Raw genomic sequence first — 26111 nt, 5'->3', positions numbered from 1 at the left:
CTAAGAAGCTAAGTAGCGTTGTAGAAGATGGCCGCGCGGGCGGGGATGGCCTGGCGGGGCGGCCGCAACATGGAAACGGCCCCCTCTGCAGGGGGCCGTCGGGGGCGGATCAGGCGGCGAGGATCTTGTTCCACTCACCCACGCGCTCAGCCTGGGCGGCGAGCACGGCGTCGGTGTCGCCTTCCAGGGTGATCGAATGGATCACGTCGCCCTGCTTGACCGAATCGACGATCGCCTGGCCTTCCAGGACCTGGCCGAACACGGTGTGCTTGCCGTCCAGCCAATCGGTCTTGATGTGGGTGATGAAGAACTGGCTGCCATTGGTGTTCGGGCCGGCGTTGGCCATCGACAGCGAGCCGATCTGGTGCTTCACACCATTCTTCTCGTCTTCGAACTTGTAGCCCGGGCCGCCGGTGCCACGACCCTGCGGGCAACCGCCCTGGATCATGAAATCGGGGATCACGCGGTGGAAGATCAGGCCATCATAGAAGCCGCGCTTGACCAGGTTCACGAAGTTGGCGACCGTCAGCGGCGCCTTGTCGGCGAACAGCTCGACCTTGATCGGGCCCTGGGTGGTGTCGAAAGTGGCGATGAGGGACATGCAGATCCTTGGGATGCGGGGTGTGTAATCAGCCCCATAAGGATACACCTCCCCCGTGACATGGGCTGCTTCGACCATCGGCGCAGGCAGGGTCTTCAGCCCGCGGACGGGGAGCGCCGCGAGCCAGGCTGAATGGGGACCTCGGAAGGTCTGAAATCCAGGTTTTCGCCAATCGTCAAGTTCGACGTATAATGTTGGACTTCTTTTTCCAAATCCGGCGCCGACTGGCCCCCTTTCGTATGTCCATCGAAAATCTTCGCAACATCGCCATCGTCGCCCACGTCGACCATGGCAAGACCACCCTGGTCGACCAGCTGCTGAAGCAGTCCGGCACCCTGTCCGAGCGTACCGTCCTCGCCGAGCGCGTGATGGACAGCAACGACCAGGAAAAGGAACGCGGCATCACCATCCTGGCCAAGAACACGGCCATCACCTGGGAAGACAAGAAGACCGGTATCAAGAACCGGATCAACATCGTCGACACCCCCGGACACGCCGACTTCGGCGGCGAGGTCGAGCGCGTGCTGTCGATGGTCGACACCGTGCTGATCCTGGTCGACGCGATGGACGGCCCGATGCCGCAGACCCGCTTCGTCACCCAGAAGGCCTTCGCGATGGGCTTCAAGCCGATCGTCGTGGTCAACAAGGTCGACCGTCCGGGCTCGCGTCCGGAGTGGGTGATCGACCAGGTCTTCGACCTGTTCGACAAGCTCGGCGCCACCAATGAGCAGCTCGACTTCCCGATCGTCTACGCCTCGGCCCTGAACGGCTACGCCGGCCTGGAAGACACCGTGCGCGACGGCGACATGACCCCGCTGTACGAAGCGATCATGCAGCACGCACCGAAGCCGGAAGTGGACCCGGAAGGTCCGTTCCAGATGCGCATCAGCCAGCTGGACTACAACAACTTCGTGGGCGTGATCGGCATCGGCCGCATCCAGCGCGGCACCCTGAAGAAGAACATGCAGGTCGCGGTGATCGACCGTGAAGGCAAGAAGCGCAACGGCAAGGTCGCGCAGGTGCTGGGCTTCCTGGGCCTGGAGCGCATCGAGCAGGACACCGCCGAAGCCGGCGACATCGTCGCCATCTCCGGTATTCCGGAACTGACCATCTCCGACACCCTGTGCCACCCGGAAACCCCGGAAGCGCTGCCGGCACTGACCGTCGACGAGCCGACCATCTCGATGACCTTCCAGGTCAACAACTCGCCGTTCGCCGGCAACAAGGACCTGTCCGGTGGCAAGTTCCTGACCAGCCGCCAGATCAAGGACCGTCTGGACCGCGAGCAGGTCCACAACGTGGCCCTGAAGGTCGAACAGCTGGAAGACGCCGACAAGTTCCTGGTCTCCGGCCGTGGCGAACTGCACCTGTCGGTGCTGATCGAGAACATGCGTCGTGAAGGCTACGAGCTGGCCGTGTCGCGCCCGGAAGTGATCATCAAGCAGATCGACGGCCAGGCCATGGAGCCGATCGAGCAGCTGGTGGTGGATATCGAAGAAGTCCACCAGGGCGGCGTGATGGAAAAGCTGGGCACCCGCAAGGGCCAGCTGAAGAACATGGAATCGGACGGCAAGGGCCGTGTGCGCCTGGAGTACCAGATCCCGGCCCGTGGCCTGATCGGCTTCCAGAACGAGTTCAAGACCCTCACCCAGGGTTCGGGCCTGCTGTTCCACGTGTTCGACCATTACGGCCCGAAGGAACAGGGCGCGATCGCCAAGCGCATCAATGGTGTGATGATCGCCAATGCCCCGGGTACCACCCCGGCTTACTCGCTGGGCCCGCTGCAGGAACGCGGCAAGCTGTTCGCTGCTGAAGGCGACAACGTGTATGAAGGTCAGCTGGTCGGCATCCACTCCAAGGACAACGACCTGACCGTCAACGCGATCAAGACCAAGCCGCTGACCAACATGCGCGCTTCGGGCAAGGACGATGCGATCCAGCTGACTCCGGCGATCAAGTACTCGCTGGAACAGGCCCTGGACTTCATCGAAGACGACGAGCTGGTCGAGATCACCCCGAAGGAGATCCGTCTGCGCAAGAAGTTCCTGACCGAAAGCGACCGCAAGAAGAACTCGCGCGGCGGCTGATCCAGCGAACCGTGAGCCAGAACGGCTACAACCCGGATCCGCATCGGCATCCGGGCCTCCATGTCATCGCCTTGCTCGAAGCGAGCAAGGCGATGCTGGCGTTGTTGGCGGCTACCGGACTGGAAATCCTTGGTCCGCAGCCGCTTCGCGACGGCGTCAATGCCCTGATCCGGCGTTTCAGCCTGGACCCGGATCACGGCACCCTGCCCTCGCTGTTGAATGCGATCAGCCCCGACGCGGTGCACCTGGCTGCGGCGGCGATGATCGGCTACGGCCTGCTGCACCTGGTCGAAGCCTGGGGTCTGTGGAAAGCCAAGGCATGGGCCTCCTGGCTGGGCTGCCTGACCGCCTCCATCTACCTGCCCTTCGACATCTACGCGATCGTCCGCCATCCCGGCTGGGCCTCGTGGACCGTGCTGGCGATCAACCTGATCGTGGTCTACGTGCTGGCGCGCGACCTGCGCAAGCGCCGCCGCTGAGCAGCCGCTACACTGGGGATCGGAGCCGTCGAAGCTGCCCCATGCGCCTGTCCTTGCCGCCCCTCCTGTCCTTCCTGATCGCCGCGTTGCCTGCGGGGCTCGCTGCTGGCTGCAGCCCGGCCGCGTCCACCGCGCATGCCGGTGAACCCGGCAACAGCACCATGCCCTTCCCCTACGCCGAGACCGAAGTCTCCGACCTGCAGGCGCGGATGGTCGCCGGTGAGCTCGACAGCGTCACCCTGACCGGCGCCTACCTCAAGCGCATCGCCACGCTGGACCGCACCGGGCCACGTCTGCGCGCGGTGATCGAGCTCAATCCGGATGCCCTGAAGGAAGCTGCAGAGCGTGATCGCGAGCGCCGTAACGGCCGCCTGCGCGGCCCCCTGCATGGCATCCCGATCCTGCTGAAGGACAACATCAACGCCGCGCCAATGGCCACCAGTGCCGGCTCCCTCGCCCTGCAGGGCTTCCGCCCCGACGATGCCTACCTGGTGCGACGCCTGCGCGAAGCGGGCGCGGTGGTGCTGGGCAAGACCAACCTCAGCGAGTGGGCCAACTTCCGTGGCAACGACTCCATCTCCGGCTGGAGCGCGCGCGGGGGCCAGACCCGCAATCCCTACCGCCTCAGTCATTCACCCTGCGGCTCCAGCAGCGGCAGCGCGGTAGCCGTGGCCGCCAACCTGGTCAGCGTGGCCATCGGCACTGAAACCGATGGAAGCATCGTCTGCCCCGCGGCGATCAACGGTGTGGTCGGCCTGAAACCGACCGTCGGCCTGGTCAGCCGCGAAGGCATCATCCCGATCTCCTTCAGCCAGGACACCGCGGGCCCGATGACCCGCAGCGTCGCCGACGCCGCCGCCGTGCTGACCGCCATCGCCGGCCGCGATGATGCCGATCCCGCCACCGCGACCATGCCCGGCCGCGCGGTCTACGACTACACCGCACGACTGGATCCGCAGGGACTGCGCGGCAAGCGCATCGGCCTGCTGCAGACACCACTGCTGAAGTATCGCGGGATGCCGCCGCTGGTTGAGCAGGCGGTCGCCGAGCTGCGCCGCGCCGGCGCCGTGGTGGTGCCGGTGGAACTGCCCAACCAGGGCGCCTGGGCTGATGCCGAGCGCATCGTCCTGCTGTATGAATTCAAGGCGGGACTGGAGCGCTACCTCAGCACCTACCAGGCGCCACTGCGCAGCCTGGCCGGGCTGATCGCCTTCAACGAGGCACACAAGGGCCAGGAACTGGGCCTGTTCGGCCAGGAGCTGCTGCAGGAGGCCCAGGCAACCCCTGGCCTGGGCGATCCCGTCTACATCCGCGCGCGCAGCGATGCGCGGCGACTGGCGGGCCCGGAGGGCATCGACGCCGTGCTGGCATCGCAGAAGCTCGACGCGCTGGTCGCACCGACGACCGGCGTGGCCTGGCCCCTGCGCAGCACAGGCGATGACTTCCCCGGCGAGAGCTACAGTGTCGCCGCCGTCGCCGGCTACCCCAGCCTGAGCGTGCCGATGGGCCAGATCGATGGCCTGCCGGCGGGGCTGCTGTTCATGGGCACGGCGTGGAGCGAACCGAAGCTGATCGAGATGGCCTACGCGTATGAGCAGCGCACGCGCGCCCGGCGTCCGCCGCGCTTCGATACCGACACCCTGATCGAATCCGGCGATCCGTGAGCTGGCTCTTGGTAGCGCCGGGCCATGCCCGGCGGCCTGAGGGTCACCGCTGCGCTCGCCGGGCATGGCCCGGCGCTACCGTTCTGGATCCGGCTCCACCGGCGCGATCGCCGCCTCACCGTCCTCCGCACCCGGCGAGCGCACATCGGCGCTGCCTGCACGCCGCATCCGCGGCATATCCAGCTCATCGTCCCGCTGCAGGCGCGCGCGCACCTGCGGCAGCGATTGCGGATGCTCGCGCGCGAGGAAATCCAGCATGCGCTCGCGCACCAGGCAGCGCAGGTCGAACGCATCACCGGAACTGCGCGCACTGACCAGCAGCCGCACCTGGATCGCACGCTCACTGGTCTCGGTCACCTGGGTCACGCACACCCGTCCATCCCACAGCGGCTGGCCCTGGCAGATGCGTTCCAGCTCGGCACGTATCGCCGCGATCGGCGCACGGTAGTCCAGCCACAGGAAAGCCGTTCCCAGCAGGTCGGCACTGCGTCGCGTCCAGTTCTGGAACGGATGCTCGATGAACCATGTCAGCGGCACCACCATCCGCCGCTCATCCCAGATGCGCACCACCACATAACTGCTGCCGATTTCCTCGACGCGCCCCCATTCGCCTTCGACGATCACCACGTCGTCGAGCCGGATCGGCTGTGTCACCGCGATCTGCAGGCCGGCGATCAGATTGCCGAACACCGGTTTGGCAGCGATACCCGCCACCAGGCCGATCAGGCCGGCCGACGCCAGCAGTGCGGTGCCGATCTTCTGCACCATCGGAAAGGTCAACAGCACCAGCGAAGCACCGAGCACGATGATGCCGCCCATCAGCACGCGGCTGAGCACCCGCGTCTGGGTCTGGATGCGGCGCGCTTCGAGGTTGTCCGAGACATCAATCGGATGGCTGCGCAGGATCGCCCGCTCACCCGCAGCAACGCCGCGCACCAGCAGCCAGATGAAGCAGGCGGTCAAGCCGATGTGCAGCACGCGCAGCAGTTGATCAAGCGCGTGTTCCGGCAGCGGTGTGGATTGCAACGCGGGAATCAGCAGCAGCAACGGCCATGCCGTGGCCATCGGCAGCCCGAGCACACGACCGATGCGCGCGCGGCGACGATCACGTCCTTTCAGCCGATGGTAGATCCACAGGATCAACCACGCGCCGATGCCACCCACCAACACTGCCAATCCCAACGGCCATGCATAGGCCTGTGCGCTTTCCCAGTGCACCGTTGCCACCTCCACTCGAACACCAAGCGGACAGCCTCGCGCATAGCGCATGAGCGTCACGTCAGTCGTTCGTAAGGAGGGTGTTGGTCGGCAGGGCTTGCAGCCCTGCACCTGCTGCAAGCTGGAGCAACAACAACAGCCGAAGCAGAAGCGGATTTCCTGCGGGATGGCGGGGTGGGTCCGGTTGCGGGAGACGCCGTAAACCCATCCCTGGGGGCTTGGCCGCGGCATCCATGCCGCTGACACTCCCGCAACCGGACCCACGCCGCCTTCAACAGCTTTCCGCGATCTGCCGGCAATTCTGTGGAGCCGAGCAATGCTCGGCTCAATTCGTTCCGATATCGAAATAGTCGATTCCGATGGAGTCATCCACGCATGGCGTGGATCTACTTGTGTCGACCAAGGTCGACACCTACCAACAGCCGCAGGAATCCGTCAGAGGTGGGGCGGTGTCGGAGTGCGGGGTGTCAGCCGCATGGATGCGGCTGCCAAGCCTACAGGGACGTACTTGCGGCGTCCCCGCACTCCGACACCGCCCCGCCAACACACGGATAGCGCTCTTGCTGTTGCCGTTGCTCTGGCAGTGGCCTCGGCAGGTGCAGGGCGCAGCCCTGCCGAAACACCTTTTACCGTACCTGCTCCTGCTTGCGCACGATCGCCATCGCAATCTCCAGCGACTGTTCGTAGTTCAGACGCGGATCGACAGTCGAACGATACGCACGTTCCAGGTCACGCTCGGTCAACTCGCGCGCACCGCCGGTGCATTCGGTCACATCCTCACCGGTCAGTTCCAGATGCACGCCCCCCAGGCGGGTGCCTGCGGCCGCGTGCAGGTCGAACGACATCTCGACCTCACCACGTACATTGTCGAAGCGCCGCGTCTTGAAGCCATTGGCGGTGCTTTCGGTGTTGCCGTGCATCGCATCGCACACCCACAGCACGCGACGACCATCGCGCTTGACCGCATCCAGCAGCGGCGGCAGCTTCTGCGCAATCTGCGCCGCACCCATGCGGTGGATGAAGCTCAGGCGGCCCGGCTCGTCATCCGGATTGAGCACATCGATCAGGCGCAGCAACTGGTCCGGCGTCACCGACGGGCCTACCTTGATCGCGATCGGGTTGCGCACGCCACGCAGGTACTCCACGTGTGCGCCATCCAGCGCGGCGGTACGCATGCCGATCCACGGATAGTGCGTGCTCAGGTTCAACCAGCCCTGCTGGCGCGGCACCTGCCGGGTCAGCGCCTGCTCGTAGGGCAACAGCAGCGCTTCATGCGAGGTGTAGAAATCGATGCGGTTGAGGTTGTGCACGCGGGCCCCGGCCAGGGTCTCCATGAAGTGCACGGCATCGCCGATCGAGGCGACCATCTTCTGGTACTCGGCGGCCAACGGCGAATGGCTTACCCATTCCAGATTCCAGTATTCGGGATGGTGCAGGTCGGCGAAGCCGCCATCGATCAGCGCGCGCACGAAGTTCATCGTCATCGCCGAATGCGCGTGGGCCTGCAGCATCCGCTTCGGATCGGGCAGCCGCGCCGCCTCGGTGAAGGCCGGCGCATTGATGACATCGCCGCGGTAGCTGGGCAGGGTCACGCCGTCGCGGGTCTCGGTATCGGCCGAACGCGGCTTGGCGTACTGCCCCGCAAATCGGCCGACGCGGATCACCGGCTGACGCAGGCCGTGCACCAGCACCAGGCTCATCTGCAGCAGCACCTTCAACCGGTTGGAAATCGTGCCCGATTCGCAGTCGCTGAAATTCTCCGCGCAGTCGCCACCCTGCAGCAGGAAACGCTTGCCTTCCTGGGCGTCGGCCAGCTGCTGCTTCAGCGCCAGGATCTCCCACGAGGTCACCAGCGGCGGCAGCCGCTTCAACTCGTGCAGCGCCGCATCCAGTGCCACCGGATCGGGATAGGTCGGCATCTGCAGCGCGGTCTTGCCCCGCCAGCTCTCCGGTGACCAGGCAGCACCAGCAGCGATGGCGGCAGGATCGGGGGCGGGCGGAACGGCGGACAGGCTCATCACGGACATCCGGGGGTGGGGGGCGGTCATGGTCGCAGAGCCAGCCGCTGACGCAAAGGGCCAGGCACCGCCACGACTGCCTGAACGGCGTGGAAAGGGGCCGCGTGATCGGCCAGAAACGGCATGGTCGCCGCCGCGGGACAGGCGCATGATCGGCACGCAGTTGTTACGGAGTAACACTCCCTCATGGACCGGCCCCTTCCCTCTTCCCTGCCCATTTCCCATGAAGCCCTCCCTGCTCACCACCGCCATCACCTTCGCCCTGATCCTGGCCAGCCAACCCGTACTTGCCGCCGACACTGATTCCAGCGCGGCTGCGGTCAAGAACCTCGACGTGGTCACCGTCAGCGCCCAGCTCGACCAGGCCCGCAACGCCCTGTCCCCGGACATCGGCAGCAGCCAGTACCAGATCACCGCCGAGGACATCCAGAAGCAGCCGCTGGGCGCCTCCGCCCCGCTCAGCCAGGTGCTGCTGCAGGCCCCGGGCGTGGTCCAGGACTCCTACGGCGGCGTGCACGTGCGCGGCGACCACGCCAACCTGCAGTACCGCATCAACGGCGTACTGCTGCCCGAATCGATCTCCGGCTTCGGCCAGACCCTGGATGCCCGCACCATCAAGAGCATCCGCCTGATGGATGGTGCCCTGCCGGCCCAGTTCGGTGAACGCACCGCCGCGGTGGTCGATATCACGACCCGCAGCGGGGCCGAGCTGGGCAACGGCGGCAGCGCCGGCATCACCGCCGGCTCGTTCGGCAAGGTCAACCCGAATGCCTCCTGGTGGGGCAACCAGGGCCGCTGGAGCTGGTTCCTGACCGGCAACTACGATCAGAACGAAGTCGGGCTGGAGAACCCCACCAACTCACGCAAGCCGCTGCATGACGATACCCACCAAGGGAAGGCCTTTGCCGACCTGACCTATCTGGTCAACGACAACACCCGCCTGAGCGTGTTCGCCGGCTTCGCCAACAACCGCTTCCAGATTCCGGTCAACCCGGGGCAGACCCCGCAGTTCGGTTACCTGGACACCACCACCTTCGATTCCAGCCAGCTGGACGAAACCCAGCGCGAAACCACCCGCTTCGGCATGCTGGTGCTGCAGGGCACGCTGGGCCAGACCGCGTACCAGCTGTCGGCCGGCCAGCGCTACAGCGACGTGGCCTTCAACCCGGACATTGTCGGCGACCTGGTGTTCAGTGGCGTCGCCTCGCAGGTCCAGCGCAGCAACCGCGCCAACACCCTGCAGGCCGATTTCTCCACACCGCTGGGCGACAAACACACCCTGCGCTATGGCCTGTATGGCAACTACGAACACGCCGCGGCCAACAACAGCAGCTGGGTCTTCCCGGTCGATGCCGATGGCCGGCAGACAAGCACCACGCCGCAGCTGATCCCGGACCGCAACGCCTTCCACGCCAGCACAGCCGCACTGTACGTGCAGGATGAGTGGCGGATAGGCGATGACTGGACCGTCAACTACGGCCTGCGCGGCGACCGCTTCAAGGCGTTCGGCCACACCGAGGGCCAGCTCAGCCCGCGCCTGGGCGTGGTCTGGAATGCCAGCGACAGCACCACGGTGCATGCCGGCTACTCGCGCTACTTCACCCCGCCCGCCAGCGAACTGGTTGCCGGCAGCGATCTGGCCCTGTTCGACGGCACCAGCAACCAGCAACCCGCCGGTGGCAGCAACACGCCGTTGTCCGAGCGCAGTGACTACTACGACATCGGCGTGTCACAGCAGGTCGGCGAGCACCTCACCCTCGGCCTGGATGCCTACGACCGCCGCGTCTCGCGCCTGCAGGACGAAGGCCAGTTCGGCGCCGCCTACATCTATTCCACCTTCAACTATCGGCGCGGCCACATCCACGGCCTGGAGTTCAGCGCCGACTACAGCAACGGGCCGATCAGTGCGTACTTCAACGCCGCCTACAACAAGGCGATGGGCACCCAGGTCATCACCAGCCAGTACAACCTCGATCCGGATGCATTGGCCTACGTGCAGCAGAACTGGATCCATCTGGACCACGACCAGAAGCTGACCTCTTCCGGCGGCGTCAGCTACGCGTTCGCTGGCCATAACCGGGTGGGCGCGAACTACGTGTACGGCAGCGGCCTGCGTTCGGACATCGAGGGCGTGCCCAATGGCGGCGAGCTGCCGTCGTACCTGCAGGTCAATCTCAGCGCCGCGCATGACTTCAACGCCGACAGCGGCCATCCGCTGCATGTGCAGCTGGCCGTGCTCAACACGCTGGACCGCAGCTACCAGCTGCGCGATGGCGGCGGCATCGGCGTGTTCGCGCCGCAATGGGGGCCGCGTCGCGGCGCCTATCTGAGCCTGCAGCAGGATTTCTAAGGTGGTGCCGGCCGCTGGCCGGCATTGCAGGGGACTGCACCGCCCTCAGGGTTGCTACCGGAACCCAGTAGAGCCACGCCATGCGTGGCTGCCGATATGCAGTAGAGCCACGCCATGCGTGGCTCCAGGCTGGCTCAGCGCTTGACCTTGCGCAGCGACACAACCAACGCCCACAGCGCCAGCAGCACGAACCACACGCCCGACCACATCGGCATGGTCAGACCGAGGAAGGTCCAGTCGATGTTGCCGCAGTTGCCGGTGCCGGTCAGCACGGTACGGAACACTTCCAGCGGCCCCATGGTTTCGCGCAGGAAGGCCAGCGGCGGGCCACAGGTTGCACCCATCTCCGGCGGCAGCATCTGCACGTAGACGTGGCGTGCGGCGATGCCCACGCCCACGGCAGCAGCGATGAACGCGAGGATGCCGTAGGTCGCCCGCCCCGGACGGTTGGACGGACCATGCAGGGCGCCGATCAGGAACAGCAGGCCCAGGGCGACGAACACCAGGCGCTGGAAGATGCACAGCGGACACGGCTCCAGGCCCATCTTCAACTGCAGGAAGATGGCGTAGCCCAGCAGGCCCGCGCAGATCAGGAAGCCCAGCAGGAACTGGGCGCGGAAAGGCCAGCGCAGAGGATTCATCGGCAACGCTCGTGTAGTACGGACCGCAAGCGTAACCGAGACTGCGCGCCGTTCGAACCGCCACAACGTCGCGCCCGTCGGAACGGTGCGGGGTCGGATCCCTTTGCGGATGCAAAGGGCTCTGACCCCGCAGAAACGGAAAAACCCGGCACGAGGCCGGGTTCTTCACCGAATGACGGGTGTCGCGCGTCGATTATTCTTCGACGGCTTCAGCCACGACCGGACGGTCAACCAGTTCGACGTAGGCCATCGGCGCGTTGTCGCCAGCGCGGAAGCCGCACTTCAGCAGGCGCAGGTAGCCGCCCGGACGGGTCGCGTAGCGCGGGCCCAGGATGGTGAACAGGTTGCCGACGGCTTCGTTGTCGCGCAGGCGGGCGAAGGCCAGACGACGGTTGGCGACGGAGTCGACCTTGGCCAGGGTGATCAGCGGCTCGGCGACGCGGCGCAGTTCCTTGGCCTTCGGCAGGGTGGTCTTGATCAGCTCGTGCTTGAACAGCGAGGCGGCCATGTTCTTGAACATCGCTTCGCGGTGGGCGCTGGTACGGCTGAACTTACGGCCGGATTTCTGGTGACGCATGGTGATATTCCTTGGTTAATGATGTGGCTTTGCTGATCGTTGTCGCCTTCCTGGCGCTGCTGCTCGGACTGCGGTTGGTCCTGGCCATCCGTCCTGGACGACCTGCCCGCGAACCTTCGTTCGTCGTGGCGGTATTGCCTTGGTGCAATGGCCCCGTCGTTGCCGACGGGGCCATGCAGTCTTGCAGAAAGGCTGTATCAGCCCAGCATGCCGTGGCTGGCGACGCCGGCCGGCGGCCAGTTCTCCAGCTTCATGCCGAGCGACAGGCCACGCTGGGCCAGCACTTCCTTGATCTCGGTGAGCGACTTCTTACCCAGGTTCGGGGTCTTCAGCAGCTCGACTTCGGTCTTCTGGATCAGATCGCCGATGTAGTAGATGCTCTCGGCCTTCAGGCAGTTGGCCGAACGCACGGTCAGCTCCAGATCGTCGATCGGGCGCAGCAGCACCGGATCCACGCCGTTGTTGGCCGGCTTCGCCGCACCGCGGTCGCGGTGGGTGAAGTCACCGAACACCGACAGCTGATCGCTGAGGATGTCGGCAGCGGTACGCACTGCTTCTTCGGCGTCGATGGTGCCGTTGGTCTCGATATCGATGACCAGCTTGTCCAGATCGGTGCGCTGTTCGACACGAGCCGCTTCCACGGCATAGGCGACACGGCGGACCGGCGAGAACGAGGCATCCAGGACCAGACGGCCGATGGCACGGGTTTCTTCGTCCGGACGACGACGCGCAGCAGCCGGCTGATAGCCGAAACCACGTTCGATCTTCAGACGCATGTTCACTGCCGTGTCCTTGGTCAGGTGGCAGATCACGTGGTCGCCGTTCAAGATCTCCACATTGTGGTCGACCTTGATGTCGGCAGCGGTGACAACGCCCGGACCCTGCTTGGACAGGGACAGAGTCGCGTTGTCGCCAGAGTGCATACGGATGGCCACGTCCTTCAGGTTCAGCAGGACTTCCAGCACGTCCTCCTGCAGACCTTCGACCGTGGTGTACTCGTGCAACACGCCGTCGATTTCGACTTCCGTGATGGCGAAGCCCGGGATGGACGACAGCAGCACGCGACGCAGGGCATTACCCAGCGTATGCCCGTAACCCCGCTCCAAAGGTTCGATAACGACCTTTGCACGGGTGTCGGTAATGCGTTCGATCTGCGGACCGCGAGGACGCAGAACCTGGTTGGCGGTAACCGTCATGTTGCGGGTTCTCCTAGTGAACCCCCGGCCGTCGCCGGGGGCTCTCCAATGTGAATTACTTCGAATACAGCTCGACGATCAGCGCTTCGTTGATGTCTGCAGGCAGATCCGAACGATCCGGAACAGCCTTGAAGATGCCGGAGAACTTGCCGGAATCCACTTCAACCCACGACGGGCTCAGGTCATGCTGGGCGGCGACGGTCAGGGCTTCCTGGACGCGCAGCTGCTTGGCAGCCTTTTCAGACAGGGCGATGGCGTCGCCAGCCTTGACCTGGTACGAGGCCAGGTTGACCGACTTGCCATTCACGGTGACGCCGCGGTGCGACACCAGCTGACGGGCAGCCGGACGGGTCACGGCGAAGCCCATGCGGTAGACAACGTTGTCCAGGCGGGTTTCCAGCAGCTGCAGGAGGTTCTCGCCGGTGTTGCCCTTCTTGGTCGAGGCCTTCTTGTAGTAGTTGCGGAACTGACGCTCCAGCAGACCGTAGATACGCTTGACCTTCTGCTTTTCACGCAGCTGGGTAGCGTAGTCGGACAGCTTGCCCTTACGGGCAGTGGCGCCATGCTGGCCGGGCTTCTGCTCCAACTTGCACTTGGAGTCCAGCGCACGCGCCGGGCTCTTCAGGGACAGGTCGGCGCCTTCGCGACGGGCGAGCTTACAGGTAGGACCGATATAACGAGCCATTTCTTATCGCTCCCTTTAGACGCGACGCTTCTTCGGCGGACGGCACCCGTTGTGCGGGATAGGCGTCACGTCGATGATGTTGGTGATCTTGTAGCCGACGTTGTTCAACGAACGCACGGCCGACTCACGGCCCGGACCCGGACCCTTGATGCGGACTTCCAGCGACTTCACGCCGTAGTCCAGCGCAGCACGACCGGCCTTTTCGGCAGCCACCTGGGCTGCGAACGGGGTCGACTTGCGCGAACCGCGGAAGCCAGCGCCACCGGAGGTCGCCCACGACAGAGCGTTGCCCTGACGGTCGGTGATGGTCACGATGGTGTTGTTGAACGAAGCGTGGACGTGGGCAACGCCGTCGGTGACGACGCGCTTGATCTTCTTCTTGGTCTTAGCAGCAGGCTTAGCCATTTATATGTCCCTTACTTCCTGATCGCCTTGCGCGGGCCCTTGCGGGTGCGGGCGTTGGTACGGGTGCGCTGGCCACGCAGCGGCAGACCGCGACGGTGACGCAGGCCGCGGTAGCAGCCCAGGTCCATCAGGCGCTTGATCGCGATACCGATTTCACGGCGCAGATCGCCTTCCACGATGTACTTGCCGACTTCGGCGCGCAGGCGCTCGATTTCCGGCTCCGACAGATCGCGGATCTTGGTGGTCGAAGTGACGCCTGCGACTTCGCAGACCTTCTTCGAACGGGTACGGCCGATGCCGTAAATGCTTTGCAACCCGACCCAGACATGCTTCTGGGCTGGCAGGTTGACGCCTGCAATACGCGCCATGACGCGGTTCTCCAGCTGAGTGATGGCCGACAGCGCGCTCAAGGCACGCCGATCCGGCAGGATGGATCAAAAAAGTGAACCAGTGATACTAACAAGGTTCCGGTTTACTTGGAAGCCCGTGAAACCAGAGGTTTCATGAACTCGGCCCGGGGAGTGTGCCCAGGCTCCGGCGCCGGATGGGGTTGGACCTGGAGTTGCCTCCCGGGCCGCCCGCGCTACTCCAGCGCGGGACCACCTCATCACACCCCCACCCGGAACCGCTGCGGGGCCGCCCTTCGTTTGTGTGGCCAGAGTCCGCGAAGCGGAGGACCATCACGTCAGGAAGACGAAAGTATAACAGGCTAATCAGCCGCGAGCAAAACCACCGCGGTTGCCGCCCTTCAGGTTGGCCTTTTTCAGCAGGCTCTCGTACTGGTGGGACATCAGGTGCGCCTGCACCTGGGCGATGAAGTCCATCACCACCACCACCACGATCAACAGCGAAGTACCGCCGAAGTAGAACGAGGCATTCAACTGCGTGCGCATCAGTTCCGGCAGCAGGCAGACGATCACCAGGTAGGCCGAACCGGCAGCAGTCAGTCGGGTCAGCACGCCGTCGATGTAGTCGGCGGTGGCCTTGCCCGGACGGATGCCCGGAATCAGCGCGCCCGACTTCTTCAGGTTGTCGGCGGTTTCCTGCGAGTTGAACACCAGCGCGGTATAGAAGAACGCGAAACCGGTGATCAGCGCAGCGAACACGATCATGTGCAGCGGCTCGCCCGGACCCAGGGCATTGGCGACCTTCTGCAGGGTCTGGCCAAAGGTGCTCTGGTTGGCCGCCTGGCCGGACCACATGGCCAGGGTGGCCGGGAAGGCCAGCAGGCTCGAGGCGAAAATCGCCGGGATGACGCCGGCCATGTTCAGCTTCAGCGGCAGGAACGAGGTCTGGTTCATGTACGCGTTGCGACCGCCCTGGCGGCGCGCGTAGTTCACCGTGATCCGGCGCTGGCCGCGTTCGACGAACACCACGAAGAAGGTGAAGGCGAGCACGACGATGGCGATCAGCAGCAGCTGGATGAACTGGATGTTGCCGTCGCGGTAGGCGTCGAAGGTGTGGATGACCGCACCCGGCAGGCCCGCCACGATACCGGCGAAGATGATCAGCGAGACACCGTTGCCGATGCCGCGCTCGGTCACCTGCTCACCAACCCACATCAGGAACATGGTGCCGGCGGTCAGTGCGACCACGGCAGTGAGCACGAAGCCCATGCCCGGCATGTACACGACCGGTGCGCCGGTCGGCGACACCTGGCCCTGCAGCGCCAGCGCGATCGAACCGCCCTGCACCACTGCGAGCAGCACGGCGCCGATACGCGAATACTGGGTGATCTTGCGGCGGCCGGACTCACCTTCCTTCTGCATCGCCTTCAAGGCGGGGAAGATGTGCACAGCCAGCTGCATCACGATCGATGCCGAGATGTACGGCATCACGTTCAGCGCGAAAATGCTGAAACGGTGCAGGGCGCCGCCCGAGAACATGTTGAACATGTCCACGATGCCGCCGCCCTGCTGTTGCATCATGGCAAGCATGGCATCGGGATTGACGCCCGGCACCGGCACGTAGCAGCCGATGCGATAGACGATCAAAGCCCCGACGACGAACAGCAAACGTTGGCGAAGTTCAGTGAACTTGCCCATTCCGCCCGCGAGGTTACCGATGCCAGCTTGCGCCATGATTCTCTTACTCCGTTACGCTGCCGCCGGCAGCTTCGATCGCAGCCTTGGCACCAGCCGTGGCAGCAACACCCTTCAGGGTGAACGCCTTGGTCACTTCGCCCTTGACGACGACCTTGGCCTTCTTGGCAGTGCTCGGGACCAGCTTGGCAGCACGCAGGGCAGCGAAGTCGATCTCGCCGGCCGGCAGCTTGTCCAGCTGGTACAGCAGCACTTCAGCGGTGTCCTTGGCGATCGGCGAACGGAAGCCGATCTTCGGCAGACGACGCTGCATGGGGGTCTGGCCGCCTTCGAAGCCAGCCTTGATCTTGCCGCCACCCTTACGGGCGAACGAACCCTTGTGGCCGCGGCCGCAGGTCTTGCCCAGGCCGGAACCGATACCGCGACCGACGCGGGTACGTTCCTTGCGGGCGCCCGGTGCCGGGCTCAATTCATTCAGATGCATGGTCATTGGATTATTCCTCAACCTTGACGAGGTAGTGGACCTTGTTGATCAGGCCGCGAACCTGCGGGCTGTCCTTCAGTTCACGCACATCGTTCAGCTTGCCCAGACCCAGCGCACGCACCGACAGGCGATGACGCGCCTGGGCACCACGCAGGCCGCGAACCAGACGGACCTTGACGGTCTTGGTGGTGTCATTAGCCATGGTTGAGATCCTCCACCTTCTTGCCGCGCTTGGCCGCGATACGAGCCGGCGACTGCGCTGCAGTCAGGCCCTTCACGGTGGCACGCACCAGGTTGATCGGGTTGCGCGAACCGGTGGCCTTGGCCAGCACGTTCTTCACGCCCACTGCTTCCAGCACGGCGCGCATGGCACCACCGGCAATGACGCCGGTACCTTCGGAAGCCGGCTGCATGAACACGCGCGCTGCGCCGTGACCATCCTTGATGGTGTGCCACAGGGTGCCGTTGTTCAGATCGACGGTGACCTGGTTCTTGCGAGCCTGCTCCATCGACTTCTGGATGGCGACCGGCACTTCGCGGGCCTTGCCATAACCAAAACCGACCTTGCCTTCGCCGTCGCCGACAACAGTCAGGGCGGTGAAGGTGAACTGACGGCCACCCTTGACGGTCTTGCTGACGCGGTTGACCGCGACCAGCTTTTCGATCATGCCGTCGTCGACTTTCTCTTCGCGGTTACGGTCGCGATCGCGACCCCGCTGCTGACGTTCTTCTGCCATGTTTATTCCTTGGTTGTTGGGTTATGTACGGCTCGAGGCCGCTTATGGTTGTGGAGTGGTGCGTTGTTGCGGTGGGCCGCTGCAGAAGAGCGGCGCCGCCCAGCCTCACTCAGGCTGGCGAGCAGGCGGACATGGGGGCCGAAGCCCCCTGCCCTGATCCCTTAGAACTGCAGGCCGGCTTCGCGGGCAGCGTCAGCCAGGGCCTTGATGCGGCCGTGGTAACGGTAACCCGAACGATCGAAGGCAACCTTCTCGACGCCGGCGGCCTTGGCGCGCTCAGCGACGATGCGGCCAACCTTGGCGGCGGCATCAGCGTTCTTGCCGTTCTTCAGGCCTTCCTTGACGTCGGCCTGGGTGGTGTTGGCAGCAGCCAGCACCTTCGAGCCGTCAGCGGTGAAGACCTGTGCGTACAGGTGCTGGCCGGTGCGCAGCACCGACAGGCGGGCCACACCGAGCACACGGATGTGGGCACGGGTCGACTTGGCGCGACGCAGGCGGGCGATGTTCTTGTTCATGATGTGTTTTCCTTGAAAGCTGAAGGTTGGGCTTTTCCCTGGAAAGTCCGCACATGGATGTGCGGGCTCTTGCGAGGGACTCGCGCTTACGCCTTCTTGGCTTCCTTACGGATGATGACTTCGTCGGAGTACTTCACGCCCTTGCCCTTGTACGGCTCCGGCTTGCGGAACGCACGGATCTTGGCGGCAGCTTCACCGACGGCCTGCTTGTCAGCGCCCTGCACCAGGATTTCGGTCTGGGTCGGGGTGGTGATGGTGATGCCTTCCGGCGCCACGAACACGATCGGGTGCGAGTAGCCCAGCGAAAGGCTGAGGTCCTTGCCCTGCATCGCAGCACGGTAACCCACGCCGACCAGCTCCAGCTTGCGCTCGAAGCCTTCGGAAACACCCTTGACCATGTTGGACAGGATGGCGCGGACGGTACCGGTCAGCGGGATCAGGTCCACGTTGTCGGTGCTCAGGGTGGCAACGCCGTTTTCGACATTGATGTTGATACCAGCCGGCTTGGCCAGCGACAGGGTGCCCTTCGGGCCCTTGGCGATGACGTTGTCGTTCTGGACGTTCAGTTCAACCTTACCCAGGTCGATCGGCTTCTTGGCTACACGGGACATGGTCTACTCCTTTCGCCTTAGGCCACGAAGCACAGGACTTCGCCGCCGACGCCCAACTGGCGCGCCTGCGCATCAGTCATGATGCCCTTGGAAGTGGAAATGATGGAAATGCCCAGGCCGTTCATGACCTTCGGCAGTTCGCTCTTGCCGCGGTACTGGCGCAGGCCCGAACGCGAGAAGCGCTTCAGGGTCGCGATGACCGGCTTGCCTTCGAAATACTTCAGCACGATTTCCAGCTCGGACTTGTTGTTCTCGAGCGCGGTCACGCGCAGGTCGGCGATGTAACCCTCGTCCTTCAGGACCTGGGCGATCGCAACCTTGATCTTGGACGACGGGGCTTTCACCGTCTGCTTGCCAACCGCTGCCGCATTCTTGATGCGGACCAGCAGGTCGGCGATGGGATCAGTCATGCTCATATGAGTACCTTTGAGTGCACCGATATCCGCTTTCGCGAAAATCTGTTGTCTCCTGGAAACGGGCCAGGCCCCCTCCCCTACGCACTGCGCAGAGCAAGACGCGGGAGTATACGCCAAAAGAGCCCGACTTGCGTCGGGCTCTTCGGTTTTTTGCAGAGGGAAAGCTGAACACTCCCCCTCCCCGGCTGCGAGGGCCCCCGAAGGCGCCCTCGCTGGCAGGACCGGCTGGTATTACCAGCTGGCCTTGCGCAGGCCCGGAACGTCGCCACGCATGGTGGCTTCACGCAGCTTGTTGCGACCCAGGCCGAACTTGCTGTACACGCCACGCGGGCGGCCAGACAGTTCGCAACGGTTGCGGTGGCGGCTCGGCGACGAATCGCGCGGCAGCTTCGACAACTTGGTGGCGGCCTCGATCTTCTCTTCGTAGCTCGCGTCCGGGGAGGACACGATCTTCTTCAGAGCAGCACGCTTGACAGCGAACTTTTCAGCCAGCTTCTTCCGCTTGATGTCGCGGTTGACCATGGAGGTCTTTGCCATTTCGGTTTCCTCGACGAATCAGTTACGGAACGGGAACTTGAACGCTGCCAGCAGCGCCTTCGCTTCCGCGTCGGTCTTCGCAGTGGTGGTGATGGCGATATCCATACCGCGGATCGCGTCGACAGCGTCGAAGTCGATTTCCGGGAAGATGATCTGTTCCTTCACACCCATGTTGAAGTTGCCGCGACCGTCGAAGGAACGACCGGAAACACCACGGAAGTCGCGCACGCGCGGCAGCGAGATGTTGATCAGGCGGTCCAGGAACTCGTACATCTTGTGGCGACGCAGCGTGGTCTTGCAGCCGATCGGCCAACCATCACGGATCTTGAACGATGCCACCGAGATACGCGACTTGGTGACGATCGGCTTCTGGCCCGAGATCTTGGTCATGTCGCCAACGGCGTTTTCCAGGATCTTCTTGTTGGTGGCCGCTTCGCCGACACCCATGTTCAGGGTGACTTTGACCAGCTTCGGCACCTGCATGGAATTGGTGTAACCGAACTGCTTCATCAGCGCCGGCACCACTTCTTCCTTGTAAAACTTTTCGAGACGGGAAGTCATCTTCTCATTCCTCAGGCGTCGAGCGCCTCACCGCTGGAGCGGAACACACGCAGTTTGCGTCCATCCTCCAGCACCTTGAAGCCAACGCGCTCGCCCTTGCCCGAAGCCGGGTTCAGCACATTCACGTTGGAGATATGGATCGACGCTTCACGCTCGACCACGCCGCCGGCAACACCTGCCTGCGGGTTCGGCTTGGTGTGGCGCTTGACGATGTTCACGTTGGCGACGACCAGACGGTCGCCATCGACGCGGACGACTTCGCCCTGCTTACCCTTGTCCTTGCCGGCGTTGACGACAACCTGGTCGCCCTTCTTGATACGGTTAGCCATGATTATCTCCTGTCGCTCACAGCACTTCGGGAGCGAGCGAGACGATCTTCATGAACTTCTCCGAACGAAGTTCACGAGTCACCGGCCCGAAGATACGGGTCCCGATCGGCTCCTGCTTGTTGTTAAGCAGAACGGCAGCGTTGCCGTCGAAGCGGATCAGCGAGCCGTCGGCGCGACGCACACCCTTGCGGGTACGCACCACGACGGCGTCATACACTTCACCCTTCTTGACCTTGCCGCGCGGAATCGCATCCTTCACGGTGACCTTGATGATGTCGCCGATGCCGGCGTAACGGCGCTTGGAACCACCCAGCACCTTGAAGCACATCACTCGCTTGGCACCAGAATTGTCGGCGACGTCAAGGTAGCTCTGCATCTGGATCATGATTCAGACTCCTTATTCAGCCGCACGCGTGATGACTTCCACCACGCGCCAGTTCTTGGTCTTGGACATCGGAGCAATCTCGGTCACGCGGACGACATCGCCTTCCTTGCAGGCGTTGTCGGCATCGTGGGCGTGCAGCTTCGTCGAGCGCTTGATGTACTTGCCGTACAGTGCGTGCTTGACCTGACGCTCGACCAGGACGGTAACCGTCTTGTCCATCTTGTTGCTGACGACACGGCCTTCGACCGTGCGCAGCGCTTTGTTTTCAGTATTGTCGCTCATAGCGGCCATCCTTACTTCGTGCTGCCGAGCAGGGTCTTGACGCGAGCAATTTCGCGACGCACCCGGCGGATGTCGTGTGTCTTCGGCAGCTGGCCGGTGACCTGCTGCATACGGACAGAGAACTGTTCCTTACGCAGGTCGATCAGGTGGGCCTTGAGGTCGTCAGCCGACTTTTCACGGAGAGTTTTGATATCCATCAGCGCACCGTCCGGGTCACGAAAGTGGTGGTGACCGAGAGCTTGGCAGCGGCCAGGCGGAACGCCTCGCGTGCCACTTCCTCGGTAACACCCTCGATTTCATAGATCATGCGGCCGGGCTGGATCTGGGCCACCCAGTATTCCACGTTGCCCTTACCCGAACCCATTCGAACTTCGATGGGCTTCTTGGTGATGGGCTTGTCGGGGAACACTCGGATCCACATCTTGCCGCCGCGCTTCACGTAGCGGCTGATCGAACGGCGAGCCGCTTCGATCTGACGCGCGGTCAGCTGACCGTGGGCGGTTGCCTTCAGGCCGTACTCGCCAAAGCTGACAGCGTTTGCGCTCCAGCTGAGGCCTTCGTTACGGCCCTTGTGCACCTTGCGGTACTTGGTTCGCTTGGGTTGCAACATTGTCGTTACCTCGCTTCACGAGCCGGGCGCTGACGGTCACCGCGGTCGCCGCGATCATGACGATCGTTGCGCGACGGGGTGTCGTCCTGCTTTTCCTGGCCAACCTGGGAGAAATCGAAGACCTCGCCCTTGTAGATCCAGACCTTGATGCCGATGATGCCGTAGGTCGTCTTGGCTTCAGCGAAGCCATAGTCGATGTCGGCACGCAGCGTGTGCAGCGGCACGCGGCCTTCGCGGTACCACTCCGAACGGGCGATTTCTGCACCGTTGAGGCGGCCACCGACGTTGACCTTGATGCCCAGGGCACCCAGGCGCATCGCGTTGCCGACCGAGCGCTTCATTGCACGGCGGAACATGATGCGACGCTCCAGCTGCTGCGCGATCGATTCGGCAACCAGCTGTGCGTCCAGCTCGGGCTTGCGCACTTCGGTGACGTTGATGTGCGCCGGGACGCCCATCATCTCGCTCACTTCCTTGCGCAGCTTCTCGATGTCCTCACCGCGCTTGCCGATCACCACGCCCGGACGGGCGGTGTGGATCGTCACGCGAGCGGTCTTGGCCGGACGCTCGATCAGGATCTTGCTGATGCCGGCCTGAGCCAGCTTCTTGCGCAGCATGTCGCGCACTTTCAGGTCGGCTGCCAGGTAACCAGCGAACTCGGCCTTGTTGGCGTACCACTTGGAGTTCCAGTCCTTGGAAATGCCGAGGCGGATACCAATCGGATGAACTTTATGACCCATGGTCTTTTCCTTATCCGCTTACTTGGCGGCGCCCACAACCACAGTGATGTGGCTGGTGCGCTTGAGGATGCGGGTACCGCGGCCTTTCGCCCGCGCCATGAAACGCTTCAGGGTCGGACCTTCATCTACCATGATGGTCTGAACCTTCAGCTCGTCGACGTCGGCGCCCTGGTTGTTCTCGGCATTTGCAATAGCCGACTCCACCACCTTCTTGATCAGGTGGGCAGCCTTCTTGTCCGAGAACTTCAGCAGGTTGACGGCACGCTCGGCCGGCAGACCGCGCACCTGGTCAGCGACCAGACGTGCCTTCTGCGGGGAGATGCGCGCGGTGCGCAGGATGGCTTTCGCTTCCATTGTCATCTCTCCTTACTTGCCCGACTTCTTGTCACCACCGTGACCCTTGAAGGTCCGGGTGATGGCAAATTCGCCGAGCTTGTGGCCGACCATGTTCTCGTTGACGAGAACCGGGATGTGGTTCTTGCCGTTATGCACGGCAATGGTGACGCCTACCATGTCAGGCAGGATCATCGAACGACGCGACCAGGTCTTGATCGGACGCTTGCTACCCGCAGCGGCAGCCACCTTAGCAACCAGGTGGTGATCGACAAACGGGCCCTTCTTGAGTGAACGTGCCATGGTCGATTAGCCCCTACGATCGCGGACGATGAACTGCTGAGTGCGCTTGTTATGGCGCGTCTTGTAACCCTTGGTCGGAACACCCCACGGGGTGACCGGATGCGGGTTACCCTGGCCGGCCTTCGCCTCACCACCACCGTGCGGGTGGTCAACCGGGTTCATGGCAGCACCACGAACGGTCGGGCGGACGCCGCGCCAGCGCTTGGCACCGGCCTTGCCCAGCTTTTCCAGGCTGTGCTCGTCGTTGCCGACTTCGCCGATGGTCGCGCAGCACTCGACCGGAACCTTGCGCATTTCACCCGAGCGCAGGCGCAGGGTGGCGTAGATGCCTTCACGAGCAACCAGCTGCACGGCAGCACCGGCAGCGCGGGCGATCTGAGCGCCCTTGCCCGGCTTCAGCTCGATGCAGTGGATGGTGGTACCGACCGGGATGTTGCGCAGCGGCAGGGTGTTGCCCGCCTTGATCGGAGCATCCGAACCAGCGATCACCTGATCACCAGCCTTCAGACCCTTCGGGGCGATGATGTAGCGGCGCTCGCCGTCGACGTAGCACAGCAGGGCGATGTGGGCGGTGCGGTTCGGATCGTATTCGATGCGTTCCACGCGCGCCGGGATGCCCAGCTTGTTGCGCTTGAAGTCAATCAGGCGGTAGTGCTGCTTGTGGCCACCACCGACGTGACGCACGGTGATGCGGCCGTGGTGGTTGCGACCACCCGAACGGCTCTGCGACTCGACCAGCGGGGCATGCGGAGCGCCCTTGTACAGGTCGGGAGTAACCACGCGCACGGCCGAACGGCGACCGGGAGAAGTGGGCTTGAATTTCATCAATGGCATGGGATGTACCTCAGGCCTTGGCCGTTACATCGATCGACTGGCCGTCGGCCAGGCGAACGTACGCCTTGCGCCAATCGCCGCGGCGGCCAGCACGGTTACGGAAGGACTTGTTCTTGCCCTTGACGTTGACCACGTTGACTGCTTCGACCTTGACGTCGAACAGCTGCTCAACCGCGGCCTTTACATCGGCCTTGGTGGCTTCGTTCGAAATTTCGAAGACGTACTGATTGGAGAGTTCCTGCAGGCGCGCGGTCTTTTCGGAGACACGCGGGGCGAGCAGCACGCTGAAGATTTTTTCGTTGCTGTTCATGCCAGCCACTCCTCGACCTTCTTGACCGCGTCAGCGGTGATGACGACCGTGTCGGCACCGACCAGCGACACCGGATCCAGGCCCTGGACGTCACGCACTTCCACGTAGGGAATGTTGCGCGCCGACAGGTACAGGTGCTCGGAGGCTTCTTCAGTGACGATCAGCGGGCGCTTGCCCACTTCCAGGCCGGCCAGCTTGGCGATCAGAGCCTTCGTGTTGGTCGCTTCGACATCGAAGGACTCCACGATGGTCAGACGGCCCTGACGGTTCAGCTCGGACAGGATCGCGCACATGGCGGCACGGTACTGCTTACGATTGACCTTCTGCTCGAAGCTGCGCGGCTTTGCCGCGAAGGTGACACCGCCGCCGACGAAGATCGGAGCCGTCAGTGCGCCATGACGCGCGCCGCCGCCCTTCTGCTTCTTCGACTTCTTGGTGGTACCTGCCACTTCGGAGCGAGTCTTCTGCGCCTTGGTGCCGGCGCGACCGGCGTTGCGGTAAGCAACGACGACCTGGTGAACCAGATCTTCGCTGAAATCGCGACCGAACACGGCGTCGGAGACCGAGACCTTGTTATTGCTACCCGTGATAACGAGTTCCATCGTCATCTCTCCTTATGCCTTGCTCGCCGGACGGACGATCACGTCGCCACCCGCCGCGCCCGGAACGGCGCCGCGAACTGCGATCAGACCGCGCTCGACGTCGACCTTGACAACTTCCAGGTTCTGGGTGCTCTGCTGCACCGAACCCATGTGACCGGACATCTTCTTGCCCGGGAACACGCGGCCGGGCGTCTGGCGCTGACCCAGCGAACCCGGCGCGCGATGCGACAGCGAGTTGCCGTGGGTAGCGTCACCCATGCGGAAGTTGTAGCGCTTGATGGTGCCCTGGAAGCCCTTACCCTTGGTGACACCCTGGACGTCGACGATCTGGCCGACTTCAAAGATGTCCGCCTTGACTTCGCCGCCAACGGCGAAATCGCCGAGCTGGGCGTCTTCAACGCGGAATTCCCACAGGCCACGACCCGCTTCCACCTTCGCCTTGGCGAAGTGGCCGGCTTCCGGCTTGTTGACCAGGGCAGCGCGACGCGCGCCGACGGTCACCTGCACGGCGCTGTAGCCGTCAGCTTCGACGGTCTTGATCTGCGCGATGCGGTTGGGGGTTGCTTCGATCAGGGTCACCGGGATGGAACGGCCATCTTCGGTGAACACGCGGCTCATGCCAGCCTTGCGGCCCACGAAGCCCAACGAATATTTCTTCGTCATGGTCGTAGTCCTCAGGTCAACTTGATCTGAACGTCGACGCCGGCAGCCAGTTCGAGCTTCATCAGCGCGTCCACGGTCTTGTCATTCGGGTCAACGATATCGAGCACGCGCTTGTGCGTGCGGGTCTCGTACTGGTCACGCGCGTCCTTGTCGACGTGCGGGGAGACGAGGATGGTGTAACGCTCGATCTTGGTCGGCAGCGGGATCGGGCCACGCACTTGCGCGCCGGTCCGCTTCGCCGTCTCAACGATCTCGCTGGCCGAACGGTCGATCAGACGATGATCGAACGCTTTCAGCCGGATCCGGATCTTTTGGTCCGCCATGGCGGTAGGTTCCTTCGATAAAAGAGCGACAGACAAAGCCTCTGGGTTGCTTTGCCCCATGAAATCCCTGAATACAGACGGCCCGCATTCCCGCAGGCCGACAAGGTCAATCCGTAGACCCCAAATGCATAGGCAGACCCATGAAACCGGCCTGCCCAGACGGAGAAGCATAATGGCACGCAAGGCAGCTGTCAACAGTCTCCTGTTGACGCCGCCTGAATGGCATTGACCCTTCCTGGTCCGGGGAACACAAGGCACATCCTGTGCCTACTTTCCCGTTTGATACGCCCCGATGCCCTACCCAGGCAACATCGGGGCGCAGAGTCTAGCAGATTACTCGAGGATGGTGGCAACCACGCCAGCACCGACGGTACGGCCACCTTCGCGGATTGCGAAGCGCAGACCGGCGTCCATGGCGACCGGGTTGATCAGGGTGACAACCATCTTGATGTTGTCGCCCGGCATCACCATCTCGACGCCTTCCGGCAGCTCGACCGCACCGGTGATGTCGGTAGTACGGAAGTAGAACTGCGGACGGTAGCCCTTGAAGAACGGGGTGTGACGGCCGCCCTC

General features: G+C 63.7%; 35 protein-coding genes and 1 pseudogene. 4 read left to right on the top strand and 32 right to left on the bottom strand.

The genetic code is table 11. The features are described from left to right. Window positions 1-109: 109 nt before the first annotated feature. The gene (locus HFK18_RS00180) at window positions 110-601 is read right to left on the bottom strand and encodes a peptidylprolyl isomerase (RefSeq protein WP_025879436.1); all 492 of its coding nucleotides are present in this window, start codon (window positions 599-601) and stop codon (window positions 110-112) included. A gap of 239 nt (window positions 602-840) precedes the next feature. Between HFK18_RS00180 and typA the strand changes: the two genes are divergently transcribed. The 3 genes from typA to HFK18_RS00165 are packed head-to-tail and all read left to right on the top strand — an operon-like array spanning window position 841 to window position 4831. Next, entirely contained in the window at window positions 841-2688 is a 1848-nt protein-coding gene (gene typA / locus HFK18_RS00175) for a translational GTPase TypA (RefSeq protein WP_025879437.1), read from the top strand. Window positions 2689-2699: 11 nt separating this feature from the next. Further along, a complete protein-coding gene (locus HFK18_RS00170; RefSeq protein ID WP_025879438.1) occupies window positions 2700-3167 on the top strand; it encodes a DUF2127 domain-containing protein in 468 nt (155 codons plus the stop codon). 41 nt (window positions 3168-3208) lie between these two features. Then, complete coding sequence (locus HFK18_RS00165) at window positions 3209-4831, top strand: amidase (RefSeq protein ID WP_180163699.1); 1623 nt, start codon at window positions 3209-3211, stop codon at window positions 4829-4831. A gap of 75 nt (window positions 4832-4906) precedes the next feature. Here HFK18_RS00165 and HFK18_RS00160 read toward each other — a convergent pair whose 3' ends face one another. Both HFK18_RS00160 and HFK18_RS00155 read right to left on the bottom strand, forming a co-directional pair. Next, window positions 4907-6049 (bottom strand): mechanosensitive ion channel family protein, encoded by a 1143-nt coding sequence (locus HFK18_RS00160; protein WP_180163698.1) that lies wholly within the window; start codon window positions 6047-6049, stop codon window positions 4907-4909. 626 nt (window positions 6050-6675) lie between these two features. After that, on the bottom strand, window positions 6676-8067 hold the full coding sequence (locus HFK18_RS00155) for a 3-deoxy-7-phosphoheptulonate synthase class II (RefSeq protein ID WP_025879324.1): 1392 nt from the start codon (window positions 8065-8067) through the stop codon (window positions 6676-6678). A gap of 223 nt (window positions 8068-8290) precedes the next feature. On the opposite strand from HFK18_RS00155, the gene HFK18_RS00150 reads away from it, so the two are divergent. Next, on the top strand, window positions 8291-10417 hold the full coding sequence (locus HFK18_RS00150) for a TonB-dependent receptor (protein WP_180163697.1): 2127 nt from the start codon (window positions 8291-8293) through the stop codon (window positions 10415-10417). 134 nt (window positions 10418-10551) lie between these two features. Here the strand turns inward: HFK18_RS00150 and HFK18_RS00145 are convergent, their stop codons facing one another. The 29 genes and pseudogenes from HFK18_RS00145 to tuf form a co-directional block, all read right to left on the bottom strand. After that, window positions 10552-11058, bottom strand: coding sequence for a disulfide bond formation protein B (locus HFK18_RS00145; RefSeq protein ID WP_180163696.1), 507 nt, complete (start codon window positions 11056-11058; stop codon window positions 10552-10554). Between the two features lie 193 nt (window positions 11059-11251). Then, entirely contained in the window at window positions 11252-11635 is a 384-nt protein-coding gene (gene rplQ, locus HFK18_RS00140) for a 50S ribosomal protein L17 (RefSeq protein ID WP_089239009.1), read from the bottom strand. 197 nt (window positions 11636-11832) lie between these two features. After that, window positions 11833-12831 carry a DNA-directed RNA polymerase subunit alpha gene (gene rpoA / locus HFK18_RS00135; RefSeq protein ID WP_025879320.1) on the bottom strand — a complete coding sequence of 333 codons (999 nt, stop codon included), beginning with the start codon at window positions 12829-12831 and terminating at the stop codon, window positions 11833-11835. Between the two features lie 55 nt (window positions 12832-12886). Further along, window positions 12887-13516 (bottom strand): 30S ribosomal protein S4, encoded by a 630-nt coding sequence (gene rpsD, locus HFK18_RS00130; RefSeq protein ID WP_025879319.1) that lies wholly within the window; start codon window positions 13514-13516, stop codon window positions 12887-12889. Between the two features lie 15 nt (window positions 13517-13531). Next, window positions 13532-13921 carry a 30S ribosomal protein S11 gene (gene rpsK, locus HFK18_RS00125; RefSeq protein ID WP_004145443.1) on the bottom strand — a complete coding sequence of 130 codons (390 nt, stop codon included), beginning with the start codon at window positions 13919-13921 and terminating at the stop codon, window positions 13532-13534. A gap of 11 nt (window positions 13922-13932) precedes the next feature. Next, entirely contained in the window at window positions 13933-14289 is a 357-nt protein-coding gene (gene rpsM, locus HFK18_RS00120; protein WP_025879318.1) for a 30S ribosomal protein S13, read from the bottom strand. 345 nt (window positions 14290-14634) lie between these two features. After that, on the bottom strand, window positions 14635-16002 hold the full coding sequence (gene secY, locus HFK18_RS00115; protein ID WP_025879317.1) for a preprotein translocase subunit SecY: 1368 nt from the start codon (window positions 16000-16002) through the stop codon (window positions 14635-14637). Between the two features lie 7 nt (window positions 16003-16009). Then, on the bottom strand, window positions 16010-16453 hold the full coding sequence (gene rplO, locus HFK18_RS00110; protein ID WP_089239007.1) for a 50S ribosomal protein L15: 444 nt from the start codon (window positions 16451-16453) through the stop codon (window positions 16010-16012). A 4-nt stretch (window positions 16454-16457) separates the two neighbouring features. Then, window positions 16458-16649, bottom strand: a complete 192-nt coding sequence (rpmD, locus tag HFK18_RS00105; RefSeq protein ID WP_038690275.1) for a 50S ribosomal protein L30 — start codon at window positions 16647-16649, stop codon at window positions 16458-16460. Next, window positions 16642-17184, bottom strand: a complete 543-nt coding sequence (rpsE, locus tag HFK18_RS00100) for a 30S ribosomal protein S5 (RefSeq protein WP_025879314.1) — start codon at window positions 17182-17184, stop codon at window positions 16642-16644. The genes rpmD and rpsE overlap by 8 nt, the downstream gene beginning before the upstream one ends. Window positions 17185-17345: 161 nt before the next feature. After that, on the bottom strand, window positions 17346-17699 hold the full coding sequence (gene rplR, locus HFK18_RS00095; protein WP_099819141.1) for a 50S ribosomal protein L18: 354 nt from the start codon (window positions 17697-17699) through the stop codon (window positions 17346-17348). Between the two features lie 86 nt (window positions 17700-17785). Beyond that, window positions 17786-18310, bottom strand: coding sequence for a 50S ribosomal protein L6 (gene rplF, locus HFK18_RS00090; RefSeq protein ID WP_089239003.1), 525 nt, complete (start codon window positions 18308-18310; stop codon window positions 17786-17788). 17 nt (window positions 18311-18327) lie between these two features. Beyond that, entirely contained in the window at window positions 18328-18726 is a 399-nt protein-coding gene (gene rpsH / locus HFK18_RS00085; protein ID WP_025879311.1) for a 30S ribosomal protein S8, read from the bottom strand. Between the two features lie 231 nt (window positions 18727-18957). After that, window positions 18958-19263, bottom strand: a complete 306-nt coding sequence (gene rpsN / locus HFK18_RS00080; protein ID WP_032977438.1) for a 30S ribosomal protein S14 — start codon at window positions 19261-19263, stop codon at window positions 18958-18960. 18 nt (window positions 19264-19281) lie between these two features. Beyond that, a complete protein-coding gene (rplE, locus tag HFK18_RS00075; protein ID WP_025879309.1) occupies window positions 19282-19824 on the bottom strand; it encodes a 50S ribosomal protein L5 in 543 nt (180 codons plus the stop codon). Between the two features lie 11 nt (window positions 19825-19835). After that, window positions 19836-20153, bottom strand: coding sequence for a 50S ribosomal protein L24 (gene rplX, locus HFK18_RS00070; protein WP_025879308.1), 318 nt, complete (start codon window positions 20151-20153; stop codon window positions 19836-19838). A gap of 16 nt (window positions 20154-20169) precedes the next feature. Beyond that, window positions 20170-20538: a 50S ribosomal protein L14 gene (rplN, locus tag HFK18_RS00065; protein ID WP_025879307.1), complete on the bottom strand. Its 369-nt coding sequence runs from the start codon at window positions 20536-20538 to the stop codon at window positions 20170-20172. A 12-nt stretch (window positions 20539-20550) separates the two neighbouring features. Further along, window positions 20551-20820: a 30S ribosomal protein S17 gene (gene rpsQ / locus HFK18_RS00060; RefSeq protein WP_004145355.1), complete on the bottom strand. Its 270-nt coding sequence runs from the start codon at window positions 20818-20820 to the stop codon at window positions 20551-20553. 11 nt (window positions 20821-20831) lie between these two features. Beyond that, the gene (gene rpmC / locus HFK18_RS00055; RefSeq protein WP_025879306.1) at window positions 20832-21017 is read right to left on the bottom strand and encodes a 50S ribosomal protein L29; all 186 of its coding nucleotides are present in this window, start codon (window positions 21015-21017) and stop codon (window positions 20832-20834) included. After that, window positions 21017-21430, bottom strand: coding sequence for a 50S ribosomal protein L16 (gene rplP, locus HFK18_RS00050; protein WP_025879305.1), 414 nt, complete (start codon window positions 21428-21430; stop codon window positions 21017-21019). Before rplP ends, rpmC begins: the two co-directional genes overlap by 1 nt. Window positions 21431-21435: 5 nt before the next feature. Next, window positions 21436-22170: a 30S ribosomal protein S3 gene (gene rpsC, locus HFK18_RS00045; RefSeq protein WP_005415414.1), complete on the bottom strand. Its 735-nt coding sequence runs from the start codon at window positions 22168-22170 to the stop codon at window positions 21436-21438. An 18-nt stretch (window positions 22171-22188) separates the two neighbouring features. Then, window positions 22189-22524, bottom strand: a complete 336-nt coding sequence (rplV, locus tag HFK18_RS00040; RefSeq protein WP_004145348.1) for a 50S ribosomal protein L22 — start codon at window positions 22522-22524, stop codon at window positions 22189-22191. Window positions 22525-22536: 12 nt separating this feature from the next. After that, window positions 22537-22806 (bottom strand): 30S ribosomal protein S19, encoded by a 270-nt coding sequence (gene rpsS, locus HFK18_RS00035; protein ID WP_004145340.1) that lies wholly within the window; start codon window positions 22804-22806, stop codon window positions 22537-22539. A gap of 6 nt (window positions 22807-22812) precedes the next feature. Next, window positions 22813-23640, bottom strand: a complete 828-nt coding sequence (gene rplB / locus HFK18_RS00030) for a 50S ribosomal protein L2 (protein WP_099819139.1) — start codon at window positions 23638-23640, stop codon at window positions 22813-22815. A gap of 10 nt (window positions 23641-23650) precedes the next feature. Next, complete coding sequence (gene rplW / locus HFK18_RS00025) at window positions 23651-23950, bottom strand: 50S ribosomal protein L23 (RefSeq protein WP_025879303.1); 300 nt, start codon at window positions 23948-23950, stop codon at window positions 23651-23653. Continuing rightward, on the bottom strand, window positions 23947-24552 hold the full coding sequence (gene rplD, locus HFK18_RS00020; protein ID WP_025879302.1) for a 50S ribosomal protein L4: 606 nt from the start codon (window positions 24550-24552) through the stop codon (window positions 23947-23949). Before rplD ends, rplW begins: the two co-directional genes overlap by 4 nt. A 12-nt stretch (window positions 24553-24564) precedes the next feature. Continuing rightward, window positions 24565-25215, bottom strand: a complete 651-nt coding sequence (gene rplC, locus HFK18_RS00015) for a 50S ribosomal protein L3 (protein ID WP_049470484.1) — start codon at window positions 25213-25215, stop codon at window positions 24565-24567. A gap of 11 nt (window positions 25216-25226) precedes the next feature. After that, the gene (rpsJ, locus tag HFK18_RS00010) at window positions 25227-25538 is read right to left on the bottom strand and encodes a 30S ribosomal protein S10 (protein ID WP_010341589.1); all 312 of its coding nucleotides are present in this window, start codon (window positions 25536-25538) and stop codon (window positions 25227-25229) included. 333 nt (window positions 25539-25871) lie between these two features. Beyond that, window positions 25872-26111 (bottom strand): annotated as a pseudogene (gene tuf / locus HFK18_RS00005) (elongation factor Tu); the annotation flags it as partial.

Origin of the sequence: Stenotrophomonas sp. SbOxS2 (genome assembly GCF_013416715.1) — a bacterium.
Lineage (GTDB): Bacteria > Pseudomonadota > Gammaproteobacteria > Xanthomonadales > Xanthomonadaceae > Stenotrophomonas > Stenotrophomonas lactitubi.
The sequence above is the reverse complement of the archived record's forward strand: the minus strand, read 5'-3'. Positions and strand labels throughout refer to the sequence as shown.